Source organism: Escherichia sp. WS1451 (assembly GCF_046487365.1).
Classification (GTDB): domain Bacteria; phylum Pseudomonadota; class Gammaproteobacteria; order Enterobacterales; family Enterobacteriaceae; genus Escherichia; species Escherichia coli.
The window spans coordinates 379195-398235 of record NZ_JBJQJP010000002.1 but is presented as its reverse complement, the minus strand read 5'-3'; the positions used below and the strand labels follow the sequence as shown (position 1 = coordinate 398235).

Sequence of the window (19041 nt, the reverse complement as noted above, 5' to 3'; positions counted from 1 at the left end):
AGCACGCACTGCTTTTGCGGCTGGCCTCTTTTGCCGCAAAATAGTCGCCCGTGTTTCATTGCCCATTTCTGCTCATGCATCATCTACACATCTATCCGGATCTGCGCACTATGTTCCGCCGTCTGCTTATCGCAACAGTCGTCGGTATTCTTGCGGCCTTTGCCGTTGCCGGGTTTCGTCATGCAATGCTGCTACTGGAGTGGTTGTTCCTCAATAATGACTCCGGCAGTCTGGTCAATGCAGCGACAAATCTTTCCCCATGGCGACGGTTGCTAACTCCGGCGCTCGGCGGACTGGCGGCGGGTTTGTTGCTGATGGGCTGGCAGAAATTTACCCAGCAACGCCCTCATGCGCCGACCGATTACATGGAAGCGTTGCAAACCGATGGTCAGTTCGATTACGCAGCAAGCCTGGTTAAATCGCTTGCCTCTCTGCTGGTAGTAACCAGCGGCAGTGCAATTGGTCGCGAAGGTGCGATGATTCTTTTAGCTGCCCTTGCCGCCTCCTGTTTTGCCCAACGTTTTACGCCACGCCAGGAGTGGAAATTATGGATCGCCTGTGGAGCTGCGGCGGGAATGGCTGCGGCCTATCGTGCCCCGCTTGCTGGCAGTTTATTTATAGCCGAAGTGCTGTTTGGCACTATGATGTTGGCCTCTCTCGGCCCGGTGATTATTTCCGCCGTCGTGGCGTTGCTGGTTAGCAATCTGATTAATCATAGCGACGCGTTACTCTACAGCGTACAACTCTCAGTGACGGTTCAGGCTCGTGACTATGCGCTGATTATCAGTACAGGTGTGCTGGCAGGTCTGTGCGGACCACTGTTGTTAACGTTAATGAACGCCTGTCATCGTGGATTTGTAAGTCTCAAACTTGCGCCGCCCTGGCAACTGGCACTGGGCGGGTTGATCGTGGGTCTGCTTTCCCTGTTCACACCTGCAGTGTGGGGCAACGGCTATAGCACCGTACAATCCTTTTTAACCGCCCCGCCACTGTTAATGATCATTGCCGGGATCTTCCTCTGTAAACTGTTTGCCGTGCTGGCGAGTAGTGGTTCTGGCGCGCCCGGTGGTGTCTTTACACCGACACTATTTATCGGTCTTGCCATTGGCATGTTGTATGGTCGTAGCCTGGGATTATGGTTCCCTGATGGCGAAGAAATTACGCTTTTACTCGGATTGACCGGGATGGCGACACTGTTGGCGGCAACCACGCACGCGCCGATTATGTCGACGTTGATGATATGTGAAATGACCGGGGAGTATCAGCTACTCCCCGGTTTATTGATTGCCTGCGTAATTGCGTCGGTAATTTCGCGGACGTTACACCGTGACTCTATCTACCGCCAGCACACTGCGAAGCATAGCTAAGCGGATGTATTGCCCCAGTTCACGCTGTTCGGCGCGCGGCAGATAAGGCAGTTCACCAATGAGCGGTGCCGGAAGTTTTTTACCGAGCACATCAATGATTTCCGCATAATGCGCAAGTCCTGGGTTGATTCGGTTAGCCACCCAGCCAATGAGCGGCAGCCCGTCGTTGGCAATCGCCTGAGCTGTTAGCAGTGCATGGTTAATGCAACCTTCCTGAATACCGACAACCATCAACACCGGCAGTTGTTCCTGCACCACCCATTCAGAGAGCGGACGCAAATCATTCATCAGACTGCGCCAGCCGCCAGTCCCTTCTACCACCACATGATCGACTTTATCGTTCAGGTTTGCCAGGCCGTTTGAAATGAGGGTGTAATTGATTGGGCAACTGTGCGCCACGCTACTTTCTTCTTCGCTTAACGCGATAGGATTAACTGCTTCATAAGGCAGTTCGATGGTTGAAACACTCTGCAACACCAGGGCATCTTTATTACGCAGCCCTTCGGGTGTCTCTTTGCTCCCCTTCGCTACGGGTTTATATCCCGCAACCGTTTTTCCCTGGGAGGCTAACGCTTGTAGCAATGCGCGGGAAACCACCGTTTTCCCTACAGAAGTGTCTGTACCGGTAATAAAGAAACGCTTCAGCATCACTAACTCCACCGTTATGCTTCACAAATATAAACCAGGAAAATAATTAACCTTGAAAGTCTAAGTTATGCTTTCCTGGCCCAAATTGAGATAGCGCAAATTTTGGTAGAACAGTTAAAAAATGTTAACCCTGCAACAGACGAATCAACAAAGAACCGTTATACATCGCGTCTTTTACTAGCGCAGCCCCTGCCATCGTACCCTGGTTAGAAAACTGAGTACTCTCAACGCTAATGTGCTGACTATACGCAGGAAGGGCCTGCTGACGGATGCTGTCCGAGATGACCGGGAAGAGGATATCTGCCGCTTTACTTAACGGTGAGCCAATCAGTATTTTTTGTGGGTTAAATAAATTCACCATGATGGCAAGAATGCGCCCGACATGCGCGCCCACCCCGGTAATGATGTCTTTTGCCAGTAGATCGCCGCGCAATGCCGCCTGACACAATGAGTCCACGGTTAACGGCTGTCCATGTAACATCGAGCTCATGGATTGATTGAGACGCAGCTGTGCCAGCTCAAGAATACTGTCCACACTGGCGATGGTTTCGAGGCAGCCGTGATTCCCGCAATAACAGCGTTTCCCATACGGGTCGACCTGCGTGTGACCTATTTCCACGAGGCTACTGCTGCCGGCGTGTAGCAGATGACCATCGGTAATGACGCCCGCCCCCACGTTGTGATCGATAACCACCTGAATCACATCGCGCGCCCCGCGTGAGGCACCAAACAAGGCCTCTGCCATCGTCCATGCGCTGATATCATGCTGGATATAAACCGGTACGCCGGTATGCTGCTCCAGCGCCTCGCCGAGCGGCATCTCTTTTACATCCTCGTAGAACGGCATGCGATGTACAATGCCATTTTCCGTATCAATAATTCCCGGCAAGGTTATGGCAATCGAAGTTAGACGCTCAAGTTTTTTCTGGTGGCGGATAAAAAACTGATCGATATGGGAAATGATACGATCCAGCAATGGTGAGTCATCTTTTAACGCCAGTTCCTGCGCCTCCTCCACCACCAGTTTGCTGCTCAGATCGCGCAGAGCAAGGAAAATCTCCCCGCGACTAATGCGCAGAGAAAGATAGTGCCAGGCTTCAGTTTCAACCACCAGACCCACCGCCGGACGGCCACGGTTCCCCGCTTCTTTGATTTCCAGCTCTTGCACCAGGTGTGCTTCGAGCATCTCACGGACAATTTTAGTGATACTGGCAGGAGCCAGTTGCGCCAGACGGGAAAGATCGATACGCGAGACTGGACCAAGCTGATCAATCAGGCGATAAACCGCGCCCGCGTTGGTCTGCTTTATTTGATCAATGTGCCCAGGCTGATTTTCAGCAACCACCGCATACTCCCTATATTTTCGCGCTCCGAAATAATCTGTAGGCTATGGTGAAGCACTTCAATACGTGTCGTCAAATTTTTACTTAGGCATGTGATTAACAGCACATTTTTCGGGCTTTTTCGCTGAAATTTCCCTCACCTGAGAGCATTCAGCAGATGAATACGAAAGTTTCGCGCAGCTGGACTTTGTTCATGATGTTTCGGCCAGACCAACCACATTTCAGAAACCGCATCCTCTTCAGCAATCGGCACCCAGCGCATTTCGTTGAGCTGAACACGTTTAAATGACGCAGGCAAAATTGAAACGCCCAGACCAGCGGAAACCAGACCGATGATGGTCATTGCCTCACCCACCTCCTGAGTGATGACGGGCGTCAAATTGTAACGTCTCATCAGCCCGAGAATATCGTCATACAGCCCTGTCCCGACGTGCGGATCAAAAAAGACAAAGGGTTCTTTCGCCAGTTCAGCCAGCGTTACACTCGGGTTATTTGCCAGGGGATGATCGTGCGGGATCATCGCCATAAGCGGTTCATGGACGATGACTGCGTGTTCAAGCGTCTCCGGTAACGCTGTGTTACGCAGCAATCCCATATCCAGCGTTCCTTCAATGAGCGGAGCGATTTGCTCGCGAGTGTTCATTTCGCGGGTTTGTAAATGGACATCGGGATAATCACGGCGAAACAGCGATAACGTATCAGACACCGCCCGAATAAAAGGAGCGGACGAAGTAAAACCAATACGCAACTCCCCCGCTTCACCCTGATGCAGTCTTTCAGCGCGAGCGGCAGCGTCATCCACCATAGACAGGATTTGCCGACTATCTGCAAGAAACTGTTTTCCTGATGCCGTCAGCAATACACTGCGATTGGTTCGTGCCAGCAGTCGGGCACCAATTTGTTGCTCCAGCGCCTGAATCTGCTGACTTAGCGGTGGTTGCGAAATATTCAGGCGGGCAGCGGCGCGCCCGAAATGCAGCTCTTCTGCAACCGCAACAAAGTAACGCAGATGACGAAGTTCAATATTCATATTTAAAACATCTTATTTGAGATTATTAATATATTAGACAGAACAATTCGATTTTCCTAATCTATCCATAAGCCTGATCCACAGGCATATTTAGCAAGGATTTCAAGTGAGCCGTACTACAACTGTTGATGGCGCTCCGGCAAGCGACACTGACAAGCAAAGCATTTCTCAGCCAAATCAATTTATTAAACGCGGTACGCCGCAATTTATGCGCGTCACCCTGGCGCTGTTCTCTGCCGGACTGGCAACCTTCGCACTTCTCTATTGTGTGCAACCTATCCTTCCGGTGCTTTCGCAGGAGTTTGGCTTAACGCCCGCGAACAGTAGTATTTCACTGTCCATTTCCACGGCGATGTTGGCTATCGGTTTGCTGTTTACTGGCCCGTTATCCGATGCCATTGGTCGCAAACCAGTGATGGTCACGGCGCTACTGTTGGCCTCCATTTGTACGTTACTTTCGACAATGATGACCAGCTGGCACGGCATTTTGATTATGCGCGCCTTGATTGGGCTTTCGTTAAGTGGCGTAGCAGCTGTTGGCATGACTTATCTTAGCGAGGAAATCCACCCCAGTTTCGTGGCCTTTTCGATGGGGTTGTATATCAGCGGCAACTCAATTGGCGGCATGAGCGGACGCTTAATTAGCGGTGTCTTCACGGACTTTTTCAACTGGCGAATTGCGCTGGCGGCAATCGGTTGTTTCGCGCTGGCCTCGGCGTTAATGTTCTGGAAAATCCTCCCTGAATCACGCCATTTTCGCCCGACTTCGCTGCGACCTAAGACGTTGTTTATCAACTTTCGTCTGCACTGGCGTGACCGGGGATTACCGTTATTGTTCGCAGAAGGCTTTTTGCTGATGGGGTCGTTCGTCACGCTGTTTAATTACATCGGCTATCGGTTGATGCTTTCCCCCTGGCATGTCAGTCAGGCCGTGGTTGGCTTATTATCGCTGGCCTATTTGACCGGTACATGGAGCTCACCCAAAGCCGGAACCATGACCACCCGCTATGGGCGCGGTCCGGTGATGTTGTTTTCGACGGGAGTTATGCTGTTTGGTTTATTGATGACCTTATTCAGCTCGCTGTGGCTGATCTTTGCCGGAATGTTACTCTTCTCAGCCGGATTCTTCGCAGCCCACTCCGTTGCCAGCAGCTGGATCGGCCCCCGCGCAAAACGCGCTAAAGGCCAGGCCTCCTCGCTGTATCTGTTCAGTTACTATCTGGGGTCGAGTATTGCCGGGACGCTGGGTGGTGTTTTCTGGCATAACTATGGCTGGAACGGCGTCGGCGCATTTATTGCTCTGATGCTGGTCATTGCTCTGCTGGTCGGGACGCGTTTGCATCGTCGTCTGCACGCCTGAAAAATAAGTCCGGACTGCGGTAAATACCCATCCGGACTTATTGCCTGCTCAAACCAACGTTAATAGCCATCCTAAAATAGACGAAGCGCCAGCCAATTCCCGCAGCGCATCTAGCGTCATCAGGATTATAAGTACCCAAATAAACGGATTCATTTTGCTATGTGTCATTTATTACTGATGCGCAGTTATTCTACCGCTTTGTAAGTAGTAAAATAGTTAACCCGATCAAGACTACTATTATTGGTAGCTAAATTTCCCTTAAGTCACAATACGTTATTATCAACGCTGTAATTTATTCAGCGTTTGTACATATCGTTACACGCTGAAACCAACCACTCACGGAAGTCTGCCATTCCCAGGGATATAGTTATTTCAACGGCCCCGCAGTGGGGTTAAATGAAAAAACAAATTGAGGGTATGACAATGAAAAAAGTATTAGCTCTGGTTGTTGCCGCTGCTATGGGTCTGTCTTCTGCCGCCTTTGCTGCAGAAACTGTGACCACACCTGCTCCGACTGCGACGACCACCAAAGCAGCGCCGGCGAAAACTACACATCATAAAAAACAGCATAAAGCAGCACCTGCCCAGAAAGCGCAGGCGGCTAAAAAGCATCATAAAAATGCGAAAGCTGAACAGAAAGCTCCTGAACAAAAAGCGCAGGCAGCGAAGAAACACGCCAAGAAACACAGCCATCAGCAACCGGCAAAACCTGCTGCACAACCCGCAGCGTAAGTTTTCAACAGTAATGCTGGCGCGCCCCCTCGCGCCTGAAAATTACGGTGCTAAGCGGGTAACGTTTAGCACCGCCTTTAGCGGAGGGTAGTATGGTGGGCCGTTATCGCTTTGAGTTCATTCTTATCATCCTTATTTTATGCGCACTGATTGCCGCCCGTTTTTATCTTTCCTGATCGTAGTTATCTGATTTTACTCCCACTTTCATCCCGTCCCGTCTATAGTATTTATGAGGGTTTGCTTTTAATAATCATAATTACCCACCAGAGTGTGATATGCGTACAACCATTGCTGTAGTGTTGGGTGCAATTAGTTTGACGTCTGCTTTTGTGTTTGCAGATAAACCAGACGTTGCCAAATCGGCAAACGATGAGGTCAGCACCCTGTTTTTTGGTCATGATGATCGTGTGCCAGTGAATGACACGACCCAATCACCGTGGGATGCGGTTGGCCAACTGGAAACGGCCAGCGGCAATTTATGTACGGCGACGCTGATTGCACCCAATCTGGCATTAACGGCAGGACACTGTTTATTGACGCCGCCAAAGGGTAAAGCCGATAAAGCGGTAGCGCTGCGTTTTGTGTCAAATAAAGGTCTTTGGCGCTATGAGATCCACGACATAGAAGGCCGCGTTGACCCGACACTGGGAAAGCGGTTAAAAGCAGATGGGGATGGCTGGATTGTACCTCCCGCAGCTGCGCCGTGGGACTTCGGTTTGATTGTGCTACGTAATCCCCCTTCTGGCATTACACCATTGCCGTTATTTGAGGGAGATAAAGCCGCGCTTACCGCCGCATTAAAAGCGGCAGGTCGTAAAGTGACTCAGGCAGGATACCCTGAAGATCATCTCGATACGTTGTACAGTCATCAAAACTGTGAAGTGACTGGCTGGGCGCAAACGTCGGTGATGTCGCATCAGTGCGATACCTTGCCGGGAGACAGCGGTTCGCCTCTGATGTTGCATACCGATGACGGCTGGCAATTAATTGGGGTGCAAAGTTCGGCTCCTGCCGCGAAAGATCGCTGGCGCGCCGATAACCGGGCCATTTCTGTTACCGGTTTTCGCGACAAGCTGGATCAACTGTCGCAAAAATAATGTTCAAACGCTGCCCGACAGTGCGGGCAGCGTGTTCATCAGGCAAGTTTCACCATGATCATTCCAGCCAACAGCAAGACCAGGCCAATCCAGCCTTTACGATTTAACCGTTGACCAAACAAGATCCAACCTGCGGCTAACGTGGCGGCAATACCAAACCCGCCCCACAATGCATAAGCGACAGACAAGTCGATCCCTTTAACGGCCTGAGAAAGCGCACTAAAGGCAGCCAGCACCGCCGCCAGGGAGAGCAAGCCAAATATTTTGCGACGAAAGCCGTCAGAAAATTTCAAAAAGACGTTAGCAACGATTTCCAGCACGATTGCCAATGCCAGCCAGGCGGCGTGAACCCATTCAAACTGCGCCATGGTTCACCTCCAGTTCAGGTTTACGCGCTTTACGAGTACCTGATTTGATCAACACAATCCCGGCGACCAGGGTGGTTAACCCGGCAATTTTCATCAGCGATAAACTTTCGTCGAATAACAAAACGCTAAACAAGGTAATAAATAAAATACCGATACCTTCCCACAGCGCATAAGCCACGCCTAAGGCGATCTTTTTAACGGCGAAAGAGAGAAATATATACGACAGAGAAATCATCACCAGCATTAAAATAAAGCCGCCATTTCCCTCACTGACGCTCGCCCATTTCATAGACAGCGTACCGGTAATTTCTGTAGCAATAGCCAGACCTAATAAAATCCAATAAATATACATTGTCCTTCTCCTGCAAGAGAATTATTTTAATTTTCGCTTAATTCAGCGAAACCAAAGTAAAGTGGTCAAGCCCCGCGCATAGCGCAAGCTTAAGCAGGAGAAAGGACTAAAGCGCGTTGCGCCAGTGCTGCTCACCTACGAGCAAGATAGTGGATGAGGTACGAAGATGGGTAAATGTAGAAAATAACGTCCTGAACAAATTGTCCATAATATTACAATTATCCGCAGTGTTGCTTCTCGTCATCGCGGATGATAATTGTCCTCGGTAGTTGAACACGCCTGTTTTGTATCATAGCTTAAGAATTAACTCAAAATATTTTCACTTCTTTACCTGAGCGGTTTGATTTTCGTTATGATGACGGAGCGAAAAAGACATTATTATTAGCAAAGGAAGAAAAAACGGGGACAAGCATGGCAAAGCCGATCATCACGCTCAATGGCCTAAAAATCGTCATTATGTTGGGAATGCTGGTCATTATTCTCTGCGGTATCCGTTTTGCCGCCGAGATCATCGTGCCGTTTATTCTCGCATTATTTATTGCTGTTATTCTTAACCCGCTGGTGCAACACATGGTCCGCTGGCGAGTGCCGCGTGTACTGGCGGTGTCGATTTTGATGACCATCATCGTGATGGCGATGGTGTTGCTGTTAGCTTATCTGGGTTCCGCGCTCAACGAGTTGACGCGGACGTTACCGCAATATCGCAACTCTATTATGACGCCGCTGCAAGCGATTGAACCGTTGTTGCAACGCGTAGGGATTGATGTCTCAGTTGACCAACTGGCGCATTACATTGATCCGAACGCGGCAATGACGTTGCTCACCAACTTATTGACGCAGTTATCTAATGCCATGTCATCAATCTTTTTATTGCTGCTGACGGTGCTGTTTATGTTGCTCGAAGTGCCACAATTGCCCGGAAAATTTCAGCAAATGATGGTGCGTCCGGTTGAAGGGATGGCGGCGATTCAGCGTGCGATTGACAGTGTGTCTCATTATCTGGTGCTGAAAACAGCCATCAGCATCATCACCGGCCTGGTCGCCTGGGCGATGCTCGCCGCACTCGATGTTCGCTTCGCTTTTGTCTGGGGATTGCTGGCCTTTGCGCTTAATTACATCCCTAATATTGGTTCAGTTCTCGCGGCAATCCCCCCTATCGCTCAGGTACTGGTGTTTAATGGCTTCTACGAAGCGTTGCTGGTGCTGGCGGGATATCTGCTAATTAATCTGGTCTTCGGCAATATTCTGGAGCCGCGCATCATGGGACGTGGGCTGGGGCTTTCCACATTGGTGGTATTTTTGTCGTTGATTTTTTGGGGATGGTTGTTAGGACCGGTGGGTATGCTGCTTTCCGTGCCGTTAACAATTATTGTCAAAATTGCGCTTGAACAAACAACGGGAGGTCAAAGCATCGCCGTTCTGTTAAGCGATCTCAACAAAGAGTGACGGCCTCCGCAGAGGCCGTCAGGGTTACAGAGCTTTCAGGATTGCATCCACGCTGGCTTTGGCGTCACCAAACAGCATGTGGGTGTTTTCCTTGAAGAACAGCGGGTTTTGCACACCAGCATAGCCAGTGTTCATCGAACGTTTAAAGACAATCACGTTCTGCGCTTTCCACACTTCCAGAACAGGCATACCAGCAATCGGACTCTTCGGATCATCCTGCGCCGCCGGGTTAACCGTATCGTTAGCACCAATCACCAGTACGGTATCGGTATCAGCAAAGTCATCGTTGATCTCGTCCATTTCCAGCACGATGTCATACGGTACTTTTGCTTCAGCCAGCAATACGTTCATATGTCCAGGCAAACGCCCCGCAACCGGGTGGATACCGAAACGCACATTAATACCACGAGCGCGCAATTTCTCAGTAATTTCAGCGACAGGATATTGCGCCTGCGCGACTGCCATGCCGTACCCCGGAGTAATGATCACTGAATGGGAGTTTTTCAGCAGTTCCGCTGTCTCTTCTGCAGTGATTTCGCGGTGCTCGCCCACTTCCTGATCATCACCAGTAGAAGAGCCGTCGGTGCCGAAACCACCCGCAATAACGCTGATAAAGGAACGGTTCATCGCCTTACACATAATGTAAGAAAGGATAGCCCCCGAAGAACCGACCAGCGCACCGGTCACAATCAGCAGGTCGTTGCTGAGCATAAAGCCCGCAGCCGCAGCCGCCCAGCCGGAGTACGAGTTCAGCATCGACACCACCACTGGCATATCTGCACCACCGATGGAGGCGACTAAATGCCAGCCGAATACCAGCGCAATGGCGGTCATTATCAGCAATGCCAGCACTTGCAGGCCGACGCTATCCGTGCGAACAAATACAATCAGCAGCAGGAAGGAAACGATCAGAGCCGCCAGGTTCATTTTGTGACGGTTTGGCAGCATCAACGGTTTAGAAGAAATCTTGCCACACAGTTTGCCGAACGCCACCACCGAACCTGTAAACGTTACCGCCCCGATGAAGATACCGAGGAACACTTCCGTCAGGTGAATATTGACCAGAATCGGTGCCATTCCCGCGTCATGATGCAGATAGCTGTTAAAGCCAACCAGCACTGCCGCCAGACCCACGAAGCTATGCAGGATCGCCACCAGTTCTGGCATTTCGGTCATTTCAACTTTCTTCGCCAGACGGATACCAATTGCCCCACCAATGACCATCGCCAGCAAGATCCAGCCAACATTACCCGTATCCGGTCCAAAAATGGTTGCGATTAACGCAATCGCCATCCCGGCGATACCGAAGTTGTTACCCTGGCGAGACGTTTCATGTTTCGAAAGCCCGGCCAGACTAAAGATAAACAGGATCGCGGCAACAATGTATGCAGCTGTAACTAATCCTCCAGACATATGTTACCCCTTAATTTTTGCGGAACATTTTCAGCATGCGCTGAGTCACGGTGAAGCCACCGAAAATATTAATGCTGGCTATAAGCACCGCGATAAAACTAAGGAAGCTAACCCAGCCGCCCTGGCCAATCTGCAACAGTGCTCCGACAACAATAATCCCTGAAATCGCGTTGGTGACCGACATCAACGGTGTATGCAGCGCGTGCGATACATTCCACACCACGTAATAACCGACAACGCAGGCCAGCGCGAACACAGTGAAGTGTCCAAGGAACTCTTTTGGCGCAACGCTTGCCATCCAGCCGAAAAGGATGATTGCCAACGCCATCAACGCGTATTTACGCCACGGTGAGCAGGCACATTTTTCCTCAGTTTTCACTTCCGGTGCCGCTTTTTGTGCCGCCTGCGGCTGAGCTGATACCTGAATCGGCGGTGCCGGCCAGGTAATTTCGCCCGCACGGATCACGGTCACGCCACGAATCACCACATCATCAAAATCCACAGTGATGTTGCCGTCTTTCTCTTTGCACAACAGTTTCAGCAGATTAACGAGGTTAGTACCGTAAAGCTGTGAGGATTGCGTCGGCAGACGGCCCGGAAGATCGGTATAACCAATCACTTTGACACCATTTTCCGTAGTGAAGATTTCACCCGGCACGGTGTATTCACAGTTGCCGCCGTTTTGGGCTGCCAGGTCGACAATCACACTGCCCGCCTTCATGGAGTCAACCATTTCACGGGTAATTAGCTTCGGCGCTGGTTTGCCTGGAATAAGCGCGGTGGTGACAATGATATCGACCTCTTTTGCCTGGGCGGCAAAGAGTTCCATTTCCGCTTTGATGAACGCGTCCGACATCACTTTGGCATAGCCATCGCCGCTGCCCGCTTCCTCTTTAAAATCCAGCTCGAGGAATTCCGCGCCCATACTTTGAACTTGTTCTTTCACTTCCGGGCGGGTGTCGAATGCACGCACAATCGCGCCGAGACTGTTTGCTGCGCCAATGGCGGCCAGACCTGCAACACCCGCACCAATCACCATCACTTTTGCCGGTGGCACTTTCCCGGCCGCAGTAATTTGCCCGGTAAAGAAGCGCCCAAATTCATGTGCCGCTTCAACAATGGCGCGATAACCGGCGATGTTCGCCATCGAGCTTAGCGCGTCCAGCGATTGTGCGCGTGAGATACGCGGCACAGAGTCCATCGCCATCACGGTCACGTTACGTTCCGCAAGTTTTTGCATTAATTCCGGATTCTGCGCAGGCCAGATAAAACTCACCAGCGTTGTCCCAGGATTCAGTAACGCAATTTCATCATCTAACGGCGCATTGACCTTCAGAATGATCTCTGACTGCCAGACGCTATTCCCTTCTACAATTTCAGCGCCCGCTTGCACAAACGCTTTATCGTCAAAACTTGCCAGTTGACCCGCGCCGCTCTCTACCGCGACGGTAAAACCCAGTTTCAGCAGCTGTTCCACTGTTTTTGGCGTTGCTGCAACACGGGTTTCATTGGTTAACCGTTCTCTTGGTATGCCAATTCGCATGATATTCCCTTCCATCGGTTTTATTGATGATGGTTTGCCTGTGTCAGGAGCCACACAAGCCGCTCATGTACGAGCTAAATGTTACTCCGTTAAAATAAATTAGTAACAAACGCCCTATAACGTACTGAAAATTATGCCTGTGATCTAGCGCCAAAAATCAGTATTTCGGCGTGAACTCGCAAAATATTAACGATTCAGCCGTGATAGTGGGATAAACACCTTAGAACGCCGGATAAAGACTGATAATTGTCTTCGACGGTCAGGTAAAACGAGACATCGCCCCGGTACGAATCACTACTTAACATTAAATTAACTTATACAATTCAGTTGCTTCAGTAGTATTGATGCTGATACGGCTGTTTTTTTAAGCATAGACGGTCATTTGAGCAGGATTAAAATTGGCTTAAGGAATGTGATATGAAAAATGACGCAGACAGTTACACCGTTTAAATGCAATAATCAGCCACGTTTCTCGTTAATAACAATACCAGTACCTGGTTTGCGCAAGGCGAAGGATTATTTTTATGAAGCTTAAGAACACCCTCCTGGCGTCGGCACTGCTTTCTGCTACGGCATTCTCCGTTAACGCAGCAACAGAACTGACACCGGAGCAAGCGGCAGCGGTTAAACCTTTTGACCGTGTAGTGGTTACCGGTCGTTTTAATGCTATTGGCGAAGCGGTGAAAGCCGTTTCTCGTCGCGCAGATAAAGAAGGTGCCGCCTCTTTTTATGTTGTCGACACTTCTGATTTTGGTAACAGCGGTAACTGGCGTGTGGTCGCTGACCTCTATAAAGCCGATGCTGAAAAAGCAGAAGAAACAAGTAATCGCGTAATTAACGGTGTTGTCGAACTGCCGAAAGATCAGGCTGTTCTGATTGAACCGTTTGACACGGTCACCGTCCAGGGCTTCTATCGTAGCCAGCCAGAAGTCAATGATGCCATCACCAAAGCAGCAAAAGCGAAAGGTGCCTACTCTTTCTACATCGTTCGTCAAATCGATGCCAACCAGGGCGGCAACCAGCGTATTACTGCATTCATCTATAAAAAAGATGCTAAGAAACGTATCGTCCAGAGCCCGGATGTGATCCCGGCAGATTCCGAAGCAGGACGTGCAGCTCTGGCTGCCGGTGGCGAAGCTGCGAAGAAAGTTGAGATCCCGGGTGTTGCGACTACCGCATCACCAAGTTCTGAAGTCGGTCGCTTCTTTGAAACCCAGTCATCAAAAGGCGGGCGTTACACCGTCACGCTCCCGGATGGCACTAAAGTCGAAGAACTGAACAAAGCGACCGCAGCGATGATGGTCCCGTTCGACAGCATCAAATTCTCTGGCAACTACGGCAACATGACCGAAGTCTCCTATCAGGTTGCGAAACGTGCCGCGAAGAAAGGTGCTAAGTATTACCACATCACCCGCCAGTGGCAGGAACGTGGTAATAACCTGACCGTCAGCGCAGATCTGTATAAATAACTATTCAGTTACTCCTATAAGGCGGCTTGATGCCGCCTTTCGCATTTTTAGTCACAAATTTCCCCGCGACCATTGCATGCAGACACATCTCTTCGTAAAATCCGGCGCTTCAGTGGCAAACTCCATTTTTATGCGTTTTGCCCTAATATTTATTCTTCTTATCACGTTTTAATCACTGGATATCGATGGAAAAGAAACTGGGACTGAGCGCACTCACCGCGCTGGTATTAAGCTCAATGCTGGGCGCGGGTGTTTTCAGTCTGCCGCAAAATATGGCGGCAGTTGCCAGCCCGGCAGCACTGCTCATCGGCTGGGGTATTACTGGTGCTGGTATTTTATTACTGGCCTTTGCCATGCTGATCCTCACGCGCATTCGTCCCGAACTTGACGGCGGTATCTTTACCTATGCCCGCGAAGGGTTTGGCGAGCTAATCGGCTTTTGTTCCGCATGGGGATACTGGCTGTGCGCGGTCATCGCCAACGTCTCCTATCTGGTGATCGTTTTTTCCGCGTTAAGCTTTTTTACGGACACGCCGGAATTGCGCCTGTTTGGCGATGGTAATACCTGGCAATCGATAGTCGGTGCATCGGCTTTATTGTGGATTGTTCACTTTTTGATCCTGCGCGGGGTGCAAACCGCTGCCAGCATTAACCTGGTGGCGACACTGGCAAAATTGTTGCCGCTGGGTCTGTTTGTTGTGCTGGCGATGATGATGTTCAAACTGGATACCTTCAAGCTCGACTTCACCGGACTTGCACTTGGCGTACCCGTTTGGGAACAGGTGAAAAACACCATGCTGATCACCCTGTGGGTTTTCATTGGTGTGGAAGGTGCCGTGGTTGTTTCTGCGCGTGCGCGTAATAAACGTGATGTTGGCAAAGCGACACTGCTGGCGGTTCTCTCCGCTCTGGGCGTTTACTTGCTGGTAACGCTGCTTTCGCTGGGTGTGGTGGCACGTCCTGAACTGGCTGAAATTCGTAACCCGTCAATGGCCGGTCTGATGGTGGAAATGATGGGACCATGGGGCGAAATCATCATCGCAGCCGGTTTGATCGTTTCCGTTTGCGGCGCGTACTTAAGCTGGACCATCATGGCAGCAGAAGTTCCGTTCCTTGCAGCCACCCATAAAGCATTCCCGCGCATTTTTGCGCGCCAGAACGCACAAGCTGCGCCATCCGCCTCACTGTGGTTGACCAACATCTGCGTGCAAATTTGTCTGGTACTCATCTGGCTGACCGGTTCCGATTACAACACGTTGCTGACCATCGCCTCAGAAATGATTCTGGTGCCCTATTTCCTGGTCGGCGCGTTCTTGCTGAAAATCGCAACCCGTCCACTGCATAAGGCGGTAGGTGTCGGTGCCTGCATTTATGGCTTATGGTTACTGTACGCCTCTGGTCCAATGCACTTGCTGTTATCCGTTGTTCTGTATGCGCCGGGGCTGCTGGTTTTCCTGTACGCGCGTAAAACGCATACCCATGATAATGTACTGAATCGTCAGGAAATGGTGCTGATTGGCATGCTGTTAATTGCCTCAGTTCCGGCGACCTGGATGCTGGTGGGATAACGTTCATCCCATCGTTGGATAGCAAAGGAGATCACGATGGGTAAAACCCAGCCCTTGCCAATATTAATTACTGGCGGAGGTCGCCGCATCGGCCTCGCCCTCGCATGGCATTTCATTAATCAAAAGCAACCGGTGATTGTCAGCTATCGGACGCACTATCCCGCCATTGATGGACTGATTAAAGCAGGTGCGCAGTGTATTCAGGCTGATTTTTCGACCAACGACGGTGTGATGGCGTTTGCCGATGAAGTACTAAAAAGCACCCATGGTCTGCGTGCTATTTTGCATAACGCCAGCGCGTGGATGGCGGAAAAACCGGGAGCGCCACTGACCGACGTACTGGCTTGCATGATGCAGATCCACGTTAATACCCCATACCTGCTCAACCATGCACTGGAAAGATTACTGCGTGGGCACGGACACGCCGCCAGCGATATCATTCACTTTACCGATTATGTGGTGGAGCGCGGTAGCGACAAACATATTGCCTATGCTGCAAGCAAAGCGGCACTGGATAATATGACTCGCTCGTTTGCCCGCAAGCTGGCACCGGAAGTGAAAGTGAATTCTATTGCGCCATCGCTGATCCTGTTTAATGAACATGATGATGCCGAATATCGACAACAGGCGCTGAATAAATCACTGATGAAAACCGCGCCTGGCGAGAAAGAAGTGATCGACCTGGTCGATTACTTACTTACCAGCTGCTTTGTCACCGGACGCAGTTTCCCTCTTGATGGCGGTCGTCATCTGCGTTAATGCAGCTTTATCCAGCATATAATCAACACCCATGCGCTTATCCCCCAACACGCAACAGAACCAACAAAAGCGGCGGGCAAGCGCATCATTCCGGTGAAATACCACAGCGACGCCAGGTAAACAAAATAGGGAATAATCGACCACATACTAAAAATGATGGTTGCGCGTAAGGCTTCAATGCCGCGTTCGCTGGCAACAATATAATGCGCGATAAGCGCAAAGGTCGGGAAAAGTGGTATCAGCCCGGCGATATAATAATTTTTCGTTTTTGCTAAAACACCAATCAACAGCACTACCAGCGCACCGAGCGCGGCTTTGATTACCAGCCCCATCTTTTTACCTTAACACTTCCATAACAAGTCATCAGTAGAATACCTGATGAAACCTTGTTTAGAAACGATTGATAGTAAGTAAAAACAGTGCGGTGTATTGTGACGTTTTTATATCTACCGTGAATGTTATGAACACTATCGTATTTGTGGAAGATGATGCGGAAGTCGGTGCACTGATTGCTGCGTACCTGGCAAAACATGATATGCAGGTTACCGTAGAGCCGCGCGGCGACCGGGCCGAAGAAACTATTCTGCGAGAAAATCCGGATTTGGTGTTACTCGACATCATGCTACCAGGCAAGGACGGCATGACCATTTGTCGTGATTTACGCGCAAAGTGGTCCGGACCGATTGTTCTTCTAACCTCTCTCGATAGCGATATGAACCACATCCTGGCACTGGAAATGGGCGCCTGCGACTATATTCTCAAAACGACGCCCCCTGCTGTTTTGCTAGCGCGTTTACGTTTGCATTTGCGTCAGAATGAGCAAGCTACAGTGACCAAAGGTATTCAGGAAACGTCTCTGACTCCCTACAAAGCCCTGCATTTCGGCACGTTGACCATCGATCCCATCAACCGCGTAGTCACCCTGGCTAACACTGAAATCTCGCTCTCGACAGCTGATTTCGAATTATTGTGGGAATTAGCTACCCATGCCGGGCAAATCATGGACCGCGATGCATTGCTGAAAAATTTACGCGGCGTCAGTTATGACGGTCTGGATCGTAGCGTGGACGTGGCTATTTCGCGGTTAAGAAAAAAACTGCTCGATAACGCCGCAGAACCTTATCGTATTAAAACCGTGCGTAACAAAGGCTATCTTTTTGCGCCTCATGCGTGGGAATAAGCGATGAAAAAACTGTTTATCCAGTTTTACCTGTTATTGTTTGTCTGCTTCCTTGTGATGTCTCTGCTGGTCGGGCTGGTGTACAAATTTACCGCCGAACGCGCAGGCAAACAGTCGCTGGATGATTTGATGAACAGTTCGCTGTATCTGATGCGCAGCGAATTGCGTGAGATCCCCCCACACGACTGGGGTAATACGCTGAAAGAGATGGATTTAAATCTCTCTTTCGATCTGCGTGTCGAGCCGCTGAGTAAATACCATCTTGATGATATTTCCATGCACCGGCTGCGTGGCGGCGAAATTGTCGCTCTGGACGATCAGTACACCTTTTTGCAACGTATCCCGCGCAGCCACTACGTGCTGGCAGTTGGTCCTGTTCCTTATCTTTATTACCTCCATCAGATGCGATTGCTGGATATCGCCCTGATCGCTTTTATTGCCATTTCCCTCGCCTTTCCGGTGTTTATCTGGATGCGTCCGCACTGGCAGGATATGTTAAAACTGGAAGCAGCGGCGCAACGATTTGGCGATGGGCATCTCAATGAACGTATCCACTTTGATGAGGGTTCGAGCTTTGAACGACTTGGTGTTGCATTTAACCAGATGGCGGACAATATCAACGCCTTGATTGCCAGCAAAAAACAGCTTATTGACGGTATCGCTCACGAACTGCGAACACCGTTAGTGCGCCTGCGTTATCGACTGGAGATGAGCGATAACCTGAGCGCCGCCGAATCCCAGGCGTTGAACCGCGATATCAGTCAACTTGAAGCTTTAATTGAAGAGCTGCTGACTTATGCCCGACTCGATCGCCCACAAAACGAGCTTCATCTTAGCGAACCAGACCTGCCGTTGTGGCTGTCAACGCATCTGGCAGACATTCAGGCAGTAACGCCCAATAAAACGGTACGGATAAAAACGCTCGCGCAAGGCCATTATGCGGCGTTGGATATGCGCTTAATGGAGCGTGTGCTGGATAATTTGCTCAATAACGCCCTGCGCTACTGTCATTCAACGGTTGAAACCAGCCTGCTACTGTCGGGGAATAGAGCGACATTAATTGTTGAGGATGATGGCCCAGGGATTGCCCCAGAAAACCGCGAACATATCTTTGAACCTTTTGTTCGCCTCGATCCCAGCCGGGATCGCTCAACCGGCGGCTGCGGGCTGGGGCTGGCCATTGTCCACTCTATAGCACTGGCAATGGGCGGTACGGTTAATTGTGACACCAGCGAACTGGGTGGTGCCCGCTTCTCGTTCAGCTGGCCGTTATGGCATAACATCCCGCAATTTACCTCTGCCTGACACTATGCGCACGGTGGTCAAGTCACCACCATTGTGCTATAAAATAAGGATGTTGTAACTA

The 19041-nt window shown here is 50.3% G+C and carries 20 protein-coding genes; 11 read left to right on the top strand and 9 right to left on the bottom strand.

The annotated features are described in order from the left end of the window. Positions 1-74 precede the first annotated feature (74 nt). Positions 75-1367, top strand: coding sequence for a voltage-gated ClC-type chloride channel ClcB (gene clcB / locus ACJHX7_RS04800; protein ID WP_071586384.1), 1293 nt, complete (start codon positions 75-77; stop codon positions 1365-1367). On the opposite strand, the gene bioD is transcribed toward clcB, so the two are convergent. The 3 genes from bioD to ACJHX7_RS04785 form a co-directional block, all read right to left on the bottom strand. Next, positions 1320-2015 carry a dethiobiotin synthase gene (gene bioD, locus ACJHX7_RS04795; RefSeq protein WP_094029653.1) on the bottom strand — a complete coding sequence of 232 codons (696 nt, stop codon included), beginning with the start codon at positions 2013-2015 and terminating at the stop codon, positions 1320-1322. The two genes, clcB and bioD, sit on opposite strands and share 48 nt — an antisense overlap. 124 nt (positions 2016-2139) lie before the next feature. Continuing rightward, positions 2140-3360, bottom strand: a complete 1221-nt coding sequence (gene mlc / locus ACJHX7_RS04790; protein WP_000225257.1) for a sugar metabolism global transcriptional regulator Mlc — start codon at positions 3358-3360, stop codon at positions 2140-2142. 134 nt (positions 3361-3494) lie between these two features. Further along, complete coding sequence (locus ACJHX7_RS04785; protein WP_077516074.1) at positions 3495-4388, bottom strand: LysR family transcriptional regulator; 894 nt, start codon at positions 4386-4388, stop codon at positions 3495-3497. 106 nt (positions 4389-4494) lie between these two features. Between ACJHX7_RS04785 and ACJHX7_RS04780 the strand changes: the two genes are divergently transcribed. Continuing rightward, positions 4495-5748: an MFS transporter gene (locus tag ACJHX7_RS04780; protein WP_000091840.1), complete on the top strand. Its 1254-nt coding sequence runs from the start codon at positions 4495-4497 to the stop codon at positions 5746-5748. Between the two features lie 48 nt (positions 5749-5796). Here ACJHX7_RS04780 and ACJHX7_RS04775 read toward each other — a convergent pair whose 3' ends face one another. Further along, positions 5797-5901: a KPN_01571 family protein gene (locus ACJHX7_RS04775; protein WP_001351109.1), complete on the bottom strand. Its 105-nt coding sequence runs from the start codon at positions 5899-5901 to the stop codon at positions 5797-5799. A gap of 270 nt (positions 5902-6171) precedes the next feature. Between ACJHX7_RS04775 and asr the strand changes: the two genes are divergently transcribed. From asr to ACJHX7_RS04760, 3 genes are all read left to right on the top strand, one after another. Further along, positions 6172-6480, top strand: a complete 309-nt coding sequence (asr, locus tag ACJHX7_RS04770; protein WP_001571473.1) for an acid resistance repetitive basic protein Asr — start codon at positions 6172-6174, stop codon at positions 6478-6480. A gap of 92 nt (positions 6481-6572) precedes the next feature. Further along, entirely contained in the window at positions 6573-6656 is an 84-nt protein-coding gene (locus ACJHX7_RS04765; protein WP_000233090.1) for a hypothetical protein, read from the top strand. Between the two features lie 99 nt (positions 6657-6755). Then, the gene (locus tag ACJHX7_RS04760; RefSeq protein ID WP_001260849.1) at positions 6756-7577 is read left to right on the top strand and encodes a trypsin-like serine peptidase; all 822 of its coding nucleotides are present in this window, start codon (positions 6756-6758) and stop codon (positions 7575-7577) included. Between the two features lie 38 nt (positions 7578-7615). Here ACJHX7_RS04760 and mdtI read toward each other — a convergent pair whose 3' ends face one another. Both mdtI and mdtJ read right to left on the bottom strand, forming a co-directional pair. Then, positions 7616-7945: a multidrug/spermidine efflux SMR transporter subunit MdtI gene (gene mdtI, locus ACJHX7_RS04755; protein WP_000046661.1), complete on the bottom strand. Its 330-nt coding sequence runs from the start codon at positions 7943-7945 to the stop codon at positions 7616-7618. Continuing rightward, positions 7932-8297: a multidrug/spermidine efflux SMR transporter subunit MdtJ gene (gene mdtJ / locus ACJHX7_RS04750; protein WP_000276149.1), complete on the bottom strand. Its 366-nt coding sequence runs from the start codon at positions 8295-8297 to the stop codon at positions 7932-7934. The genes mdtI and mdtJ overlap by 14 nt, the downstream gene beginning before the upstream one ends. A 411-nt stretch (positions 8298-8708) precedes the next feature. Here mdtJ and tqsA point away from each other — a divergent pair, with 411 nt between their 5' ends. Beyond that, entirely contained in the window at positions 8709-9743 is a 1035-nt protein-coding gene (gene tqsA, locus ACJHX7_RS04745) for an AI-2 transporter TqsA (RefSeq protein WP_001118219.1), read from the top strand. A 24-nt stretch (positions 9744-9767) separates the two neighbouring features. On the opposite strand, the gene pntB is transcribed toward tqsA, so the two are convergent. Beyond that, complete coding sequence (gene pntB, locus ACJHX7_RS04740) at positions 9768-11156, bottom strand: Re/Si-specific NAD(P)(+) transhydrogenase subunit beta (protein WP_000014031.1); 1389 nt, start codon at positions 11154-11156, stop codon at positions 9768-9770. Between the two features lie 10 nt (positions 11157-11166). Continuing rightward, the gene (gene pntA / locus ACJHX7_RS04735) at positions 11167-12699 is read right to left on the bottom strand and encodes a Re/Si-specific NAD(P)(+) transhydrogenase subunit alpha (protein ID WP_001298661.1); all 1533 of its coding nucleotides are present in this window, start codon (positions 12697-12699) and stop codon (positions 11167-11169) included. A 524-nt stretch (positions 12700-13223) separates the two neighbouring features. Between pntA and ydgH the strand changes: the two genes are divergently transcribed. From ydgH to folM, 3 genes are all read left to right on the top strand, one after another. Continuing rightward, a complete protein-coding gene (gene ydgH, locus ACJHX7_RS04730; protein WP_000769322.1) occupies positions 13224-14168 on the top strand; it encodes a DUF1471 family protein YdgH in 945 nt (314 codons plus the stop codon). A 185-nt stretch (positions 14169-14353) separates the two neighbouring features. Further along, positions 14354-15736, top strand: a complete 1383-nt coding sequence (locus tag ACJHX7_RS04725) for an amino acid permease (RefSeq protein WP_000412379.1) — start codon at positions 14354-14356, stop codon at positions 15734-15736. Positions 15737-15772: 36 nt separating this feature from the next. After that, positions 15773-16495: a dihydromonapterin reductase gene (folM, locus tag ACJHX7_RS04720; RefSeq protein WP_001552898.1), complete on the top strand. Its 723-nt coding sequence runs from the start codon at positions 15773-15775 to the stop codon at positions 16493-16495. On the opposite strand, the gene ACJHX7_RS04715 is transcribed toward folM, so the two are convergent. Next, positions 16492-16827 (bottom strand): GlpM family protein, encoded by a 336-nt coding sequence (locus ACJHX7_RS04715; RefSeq protein ID WP_000524861.1) that lies wholly within the window; start codon positions 16825-16827, stop codon positions 16492-16494. The genes folM and ACJHX7_RS04715 overlap by 4 nt on opposite strands. Positions 16828-16955: 128 nt before the next feature. Here ACJHX7_RS04715 and rstA point away from each other — a divergent pair, with 128 nt between their 5' ends. Together rstA and rstB are read left to right on the top strand one after the other, a co-directional pair. Next, positions 16956-17675: a two-component system response regulator RstA gene (rstA, locus tag ACJHX7_RS04710; protein WP_001298660.1), complete on the top strand. Its 720-nt coding sequence runs from the start codon at positions 16956-16958 to the stop codon at positions 17673-17675. 3 nt (positions 17676-17678) lie between these two features. Continuing rightward, positions 17679-18980: a two-component system sensor histidine kinase RstB gene (rstB, locus tag ACJHX7_RS04705; RefSeq protein ID WP_094029652.1), complete on the top strand. Its 1302-nt coding sequence runs from the start codon at positions 17679-17681 to the stop codon at positions 18978-18980. Positions 18981-19041: the final 61 nt, after the last annotated feature.

Coding starts and splice junctions, on each gene's coding strand:
- pntB (WP_000014031.1), bottom strand. CDS start 11,156: ATGTCTGGAGGATTAGTTACAGCTGCATACATTGTTGCCGCGATCCTG.
- rstB (WP_094029652.1), top strand. CDS start 17,679: ATGAAAAAACTGTTTATCCAGTTTTACCTGTTATTGTTTGTCTGCTTC.
- ACJHX7_RS04725 (WP_000412379.1), top strand. CDS start 14,354: ATGGAAAAGAAACTGGGACTGAGCGCACTCACCGCGCTGGTATTAAGC.
- mdtI (WP_000046661.1), bottom strand. CDS start 7,945: ATGGCGCAGTTTGAATGGGTTCACGCCGCCTGGCTGGCATTGGCAATC.
- ACJHX7_RS04765 (WP_000233090.1), top strand. CDS start 6,573: ATGGTGGGCCGTTATCGCTTTGAGTTCATTCTTATCATCCTTATTTTA.
- rstA (WP_001298660.1), top strand. CDS start 16,956: ATGAACACTATCGTATTTGTGGAAGATGATGCGGAAGTCGGTGCACTG.
- mdtJ (WP_000276149.1), bottom strand. CDS start 8,297: ATGTATATTTATTGGATTTTATTAGGTCTGGCTATTGCTACAGAAATT.
- ydgH (WP_000769322.1), top strand. CDS start 13,224: ATGAAGCTTAAGAACACCCTCCTGGCGTCGGCACTGCTTTCTGCTACG.
- bioD (WP_094029653.1), bottom strand. CDS start 2,015: ATGCTGAAGCGTTTCTTTATTACCGGTACAGACACTTCTGTAGGGAAA.
- ACJHX7_RS04760 (WP_001260849.1), top strand. CDS start 6,756: ATGCGTACAACCATTGCTGTAGTGTTGGGTGCAATTAGTTTGACGTCT.
- clcB (WP_071586384.1), top strand. CDS start 75: ATGCATCATCTACACATCTATCCGGATCTGCGCACTATGTTCCGCCGT.
- folM (WP_001552898.1), top strand. CDS start 15,773: ATGGGTAAAACCCAGCCCTTGCCAATATTAATTACTGGCGGAGGTCGC.
- ACJHX7_RS04775 (WP_001351109.1), bottom strand. CDS start 5,901: ATGAATCCGTTTATTTGGGTACTTATAATCCTGATGACGCTAGATGCG.
- asr (WP_001571473.1), top strand. CDS start 6,172: ATGAAAAAAGTATTAGCTCTGGTTGTTGCCGCTGCTATGGGTCTGTCT.
- tqsA (WP_001118219.1), top strand. CDS start 8,709: ATGGCAAAGCCGATCATCACGCTCAATGGCCTAAAAATCGTCATTATG.
- pntA (WP_001298661.1), bottom strand. CDS start 12,699: ATGCGAATTGGCATACCAAGAGAACGGTTAACCAATGAAACCCGTGTT.
- ACJHX7_RS04785 (WP_077516074.1), bottom strand. CDS start 4,388: ATGAATATTGAACTTCGTCATCTGCGTTACTTTGTTGCGGTTGCAGAA.
- ACJHX7_RS04715 (WP_000524861.1), bottom strand. CDS start 16,827: ATGGGGCTGGTAATCAAAGCCGCGCTCGGTGCGCTGGTAGTGCTGTTG.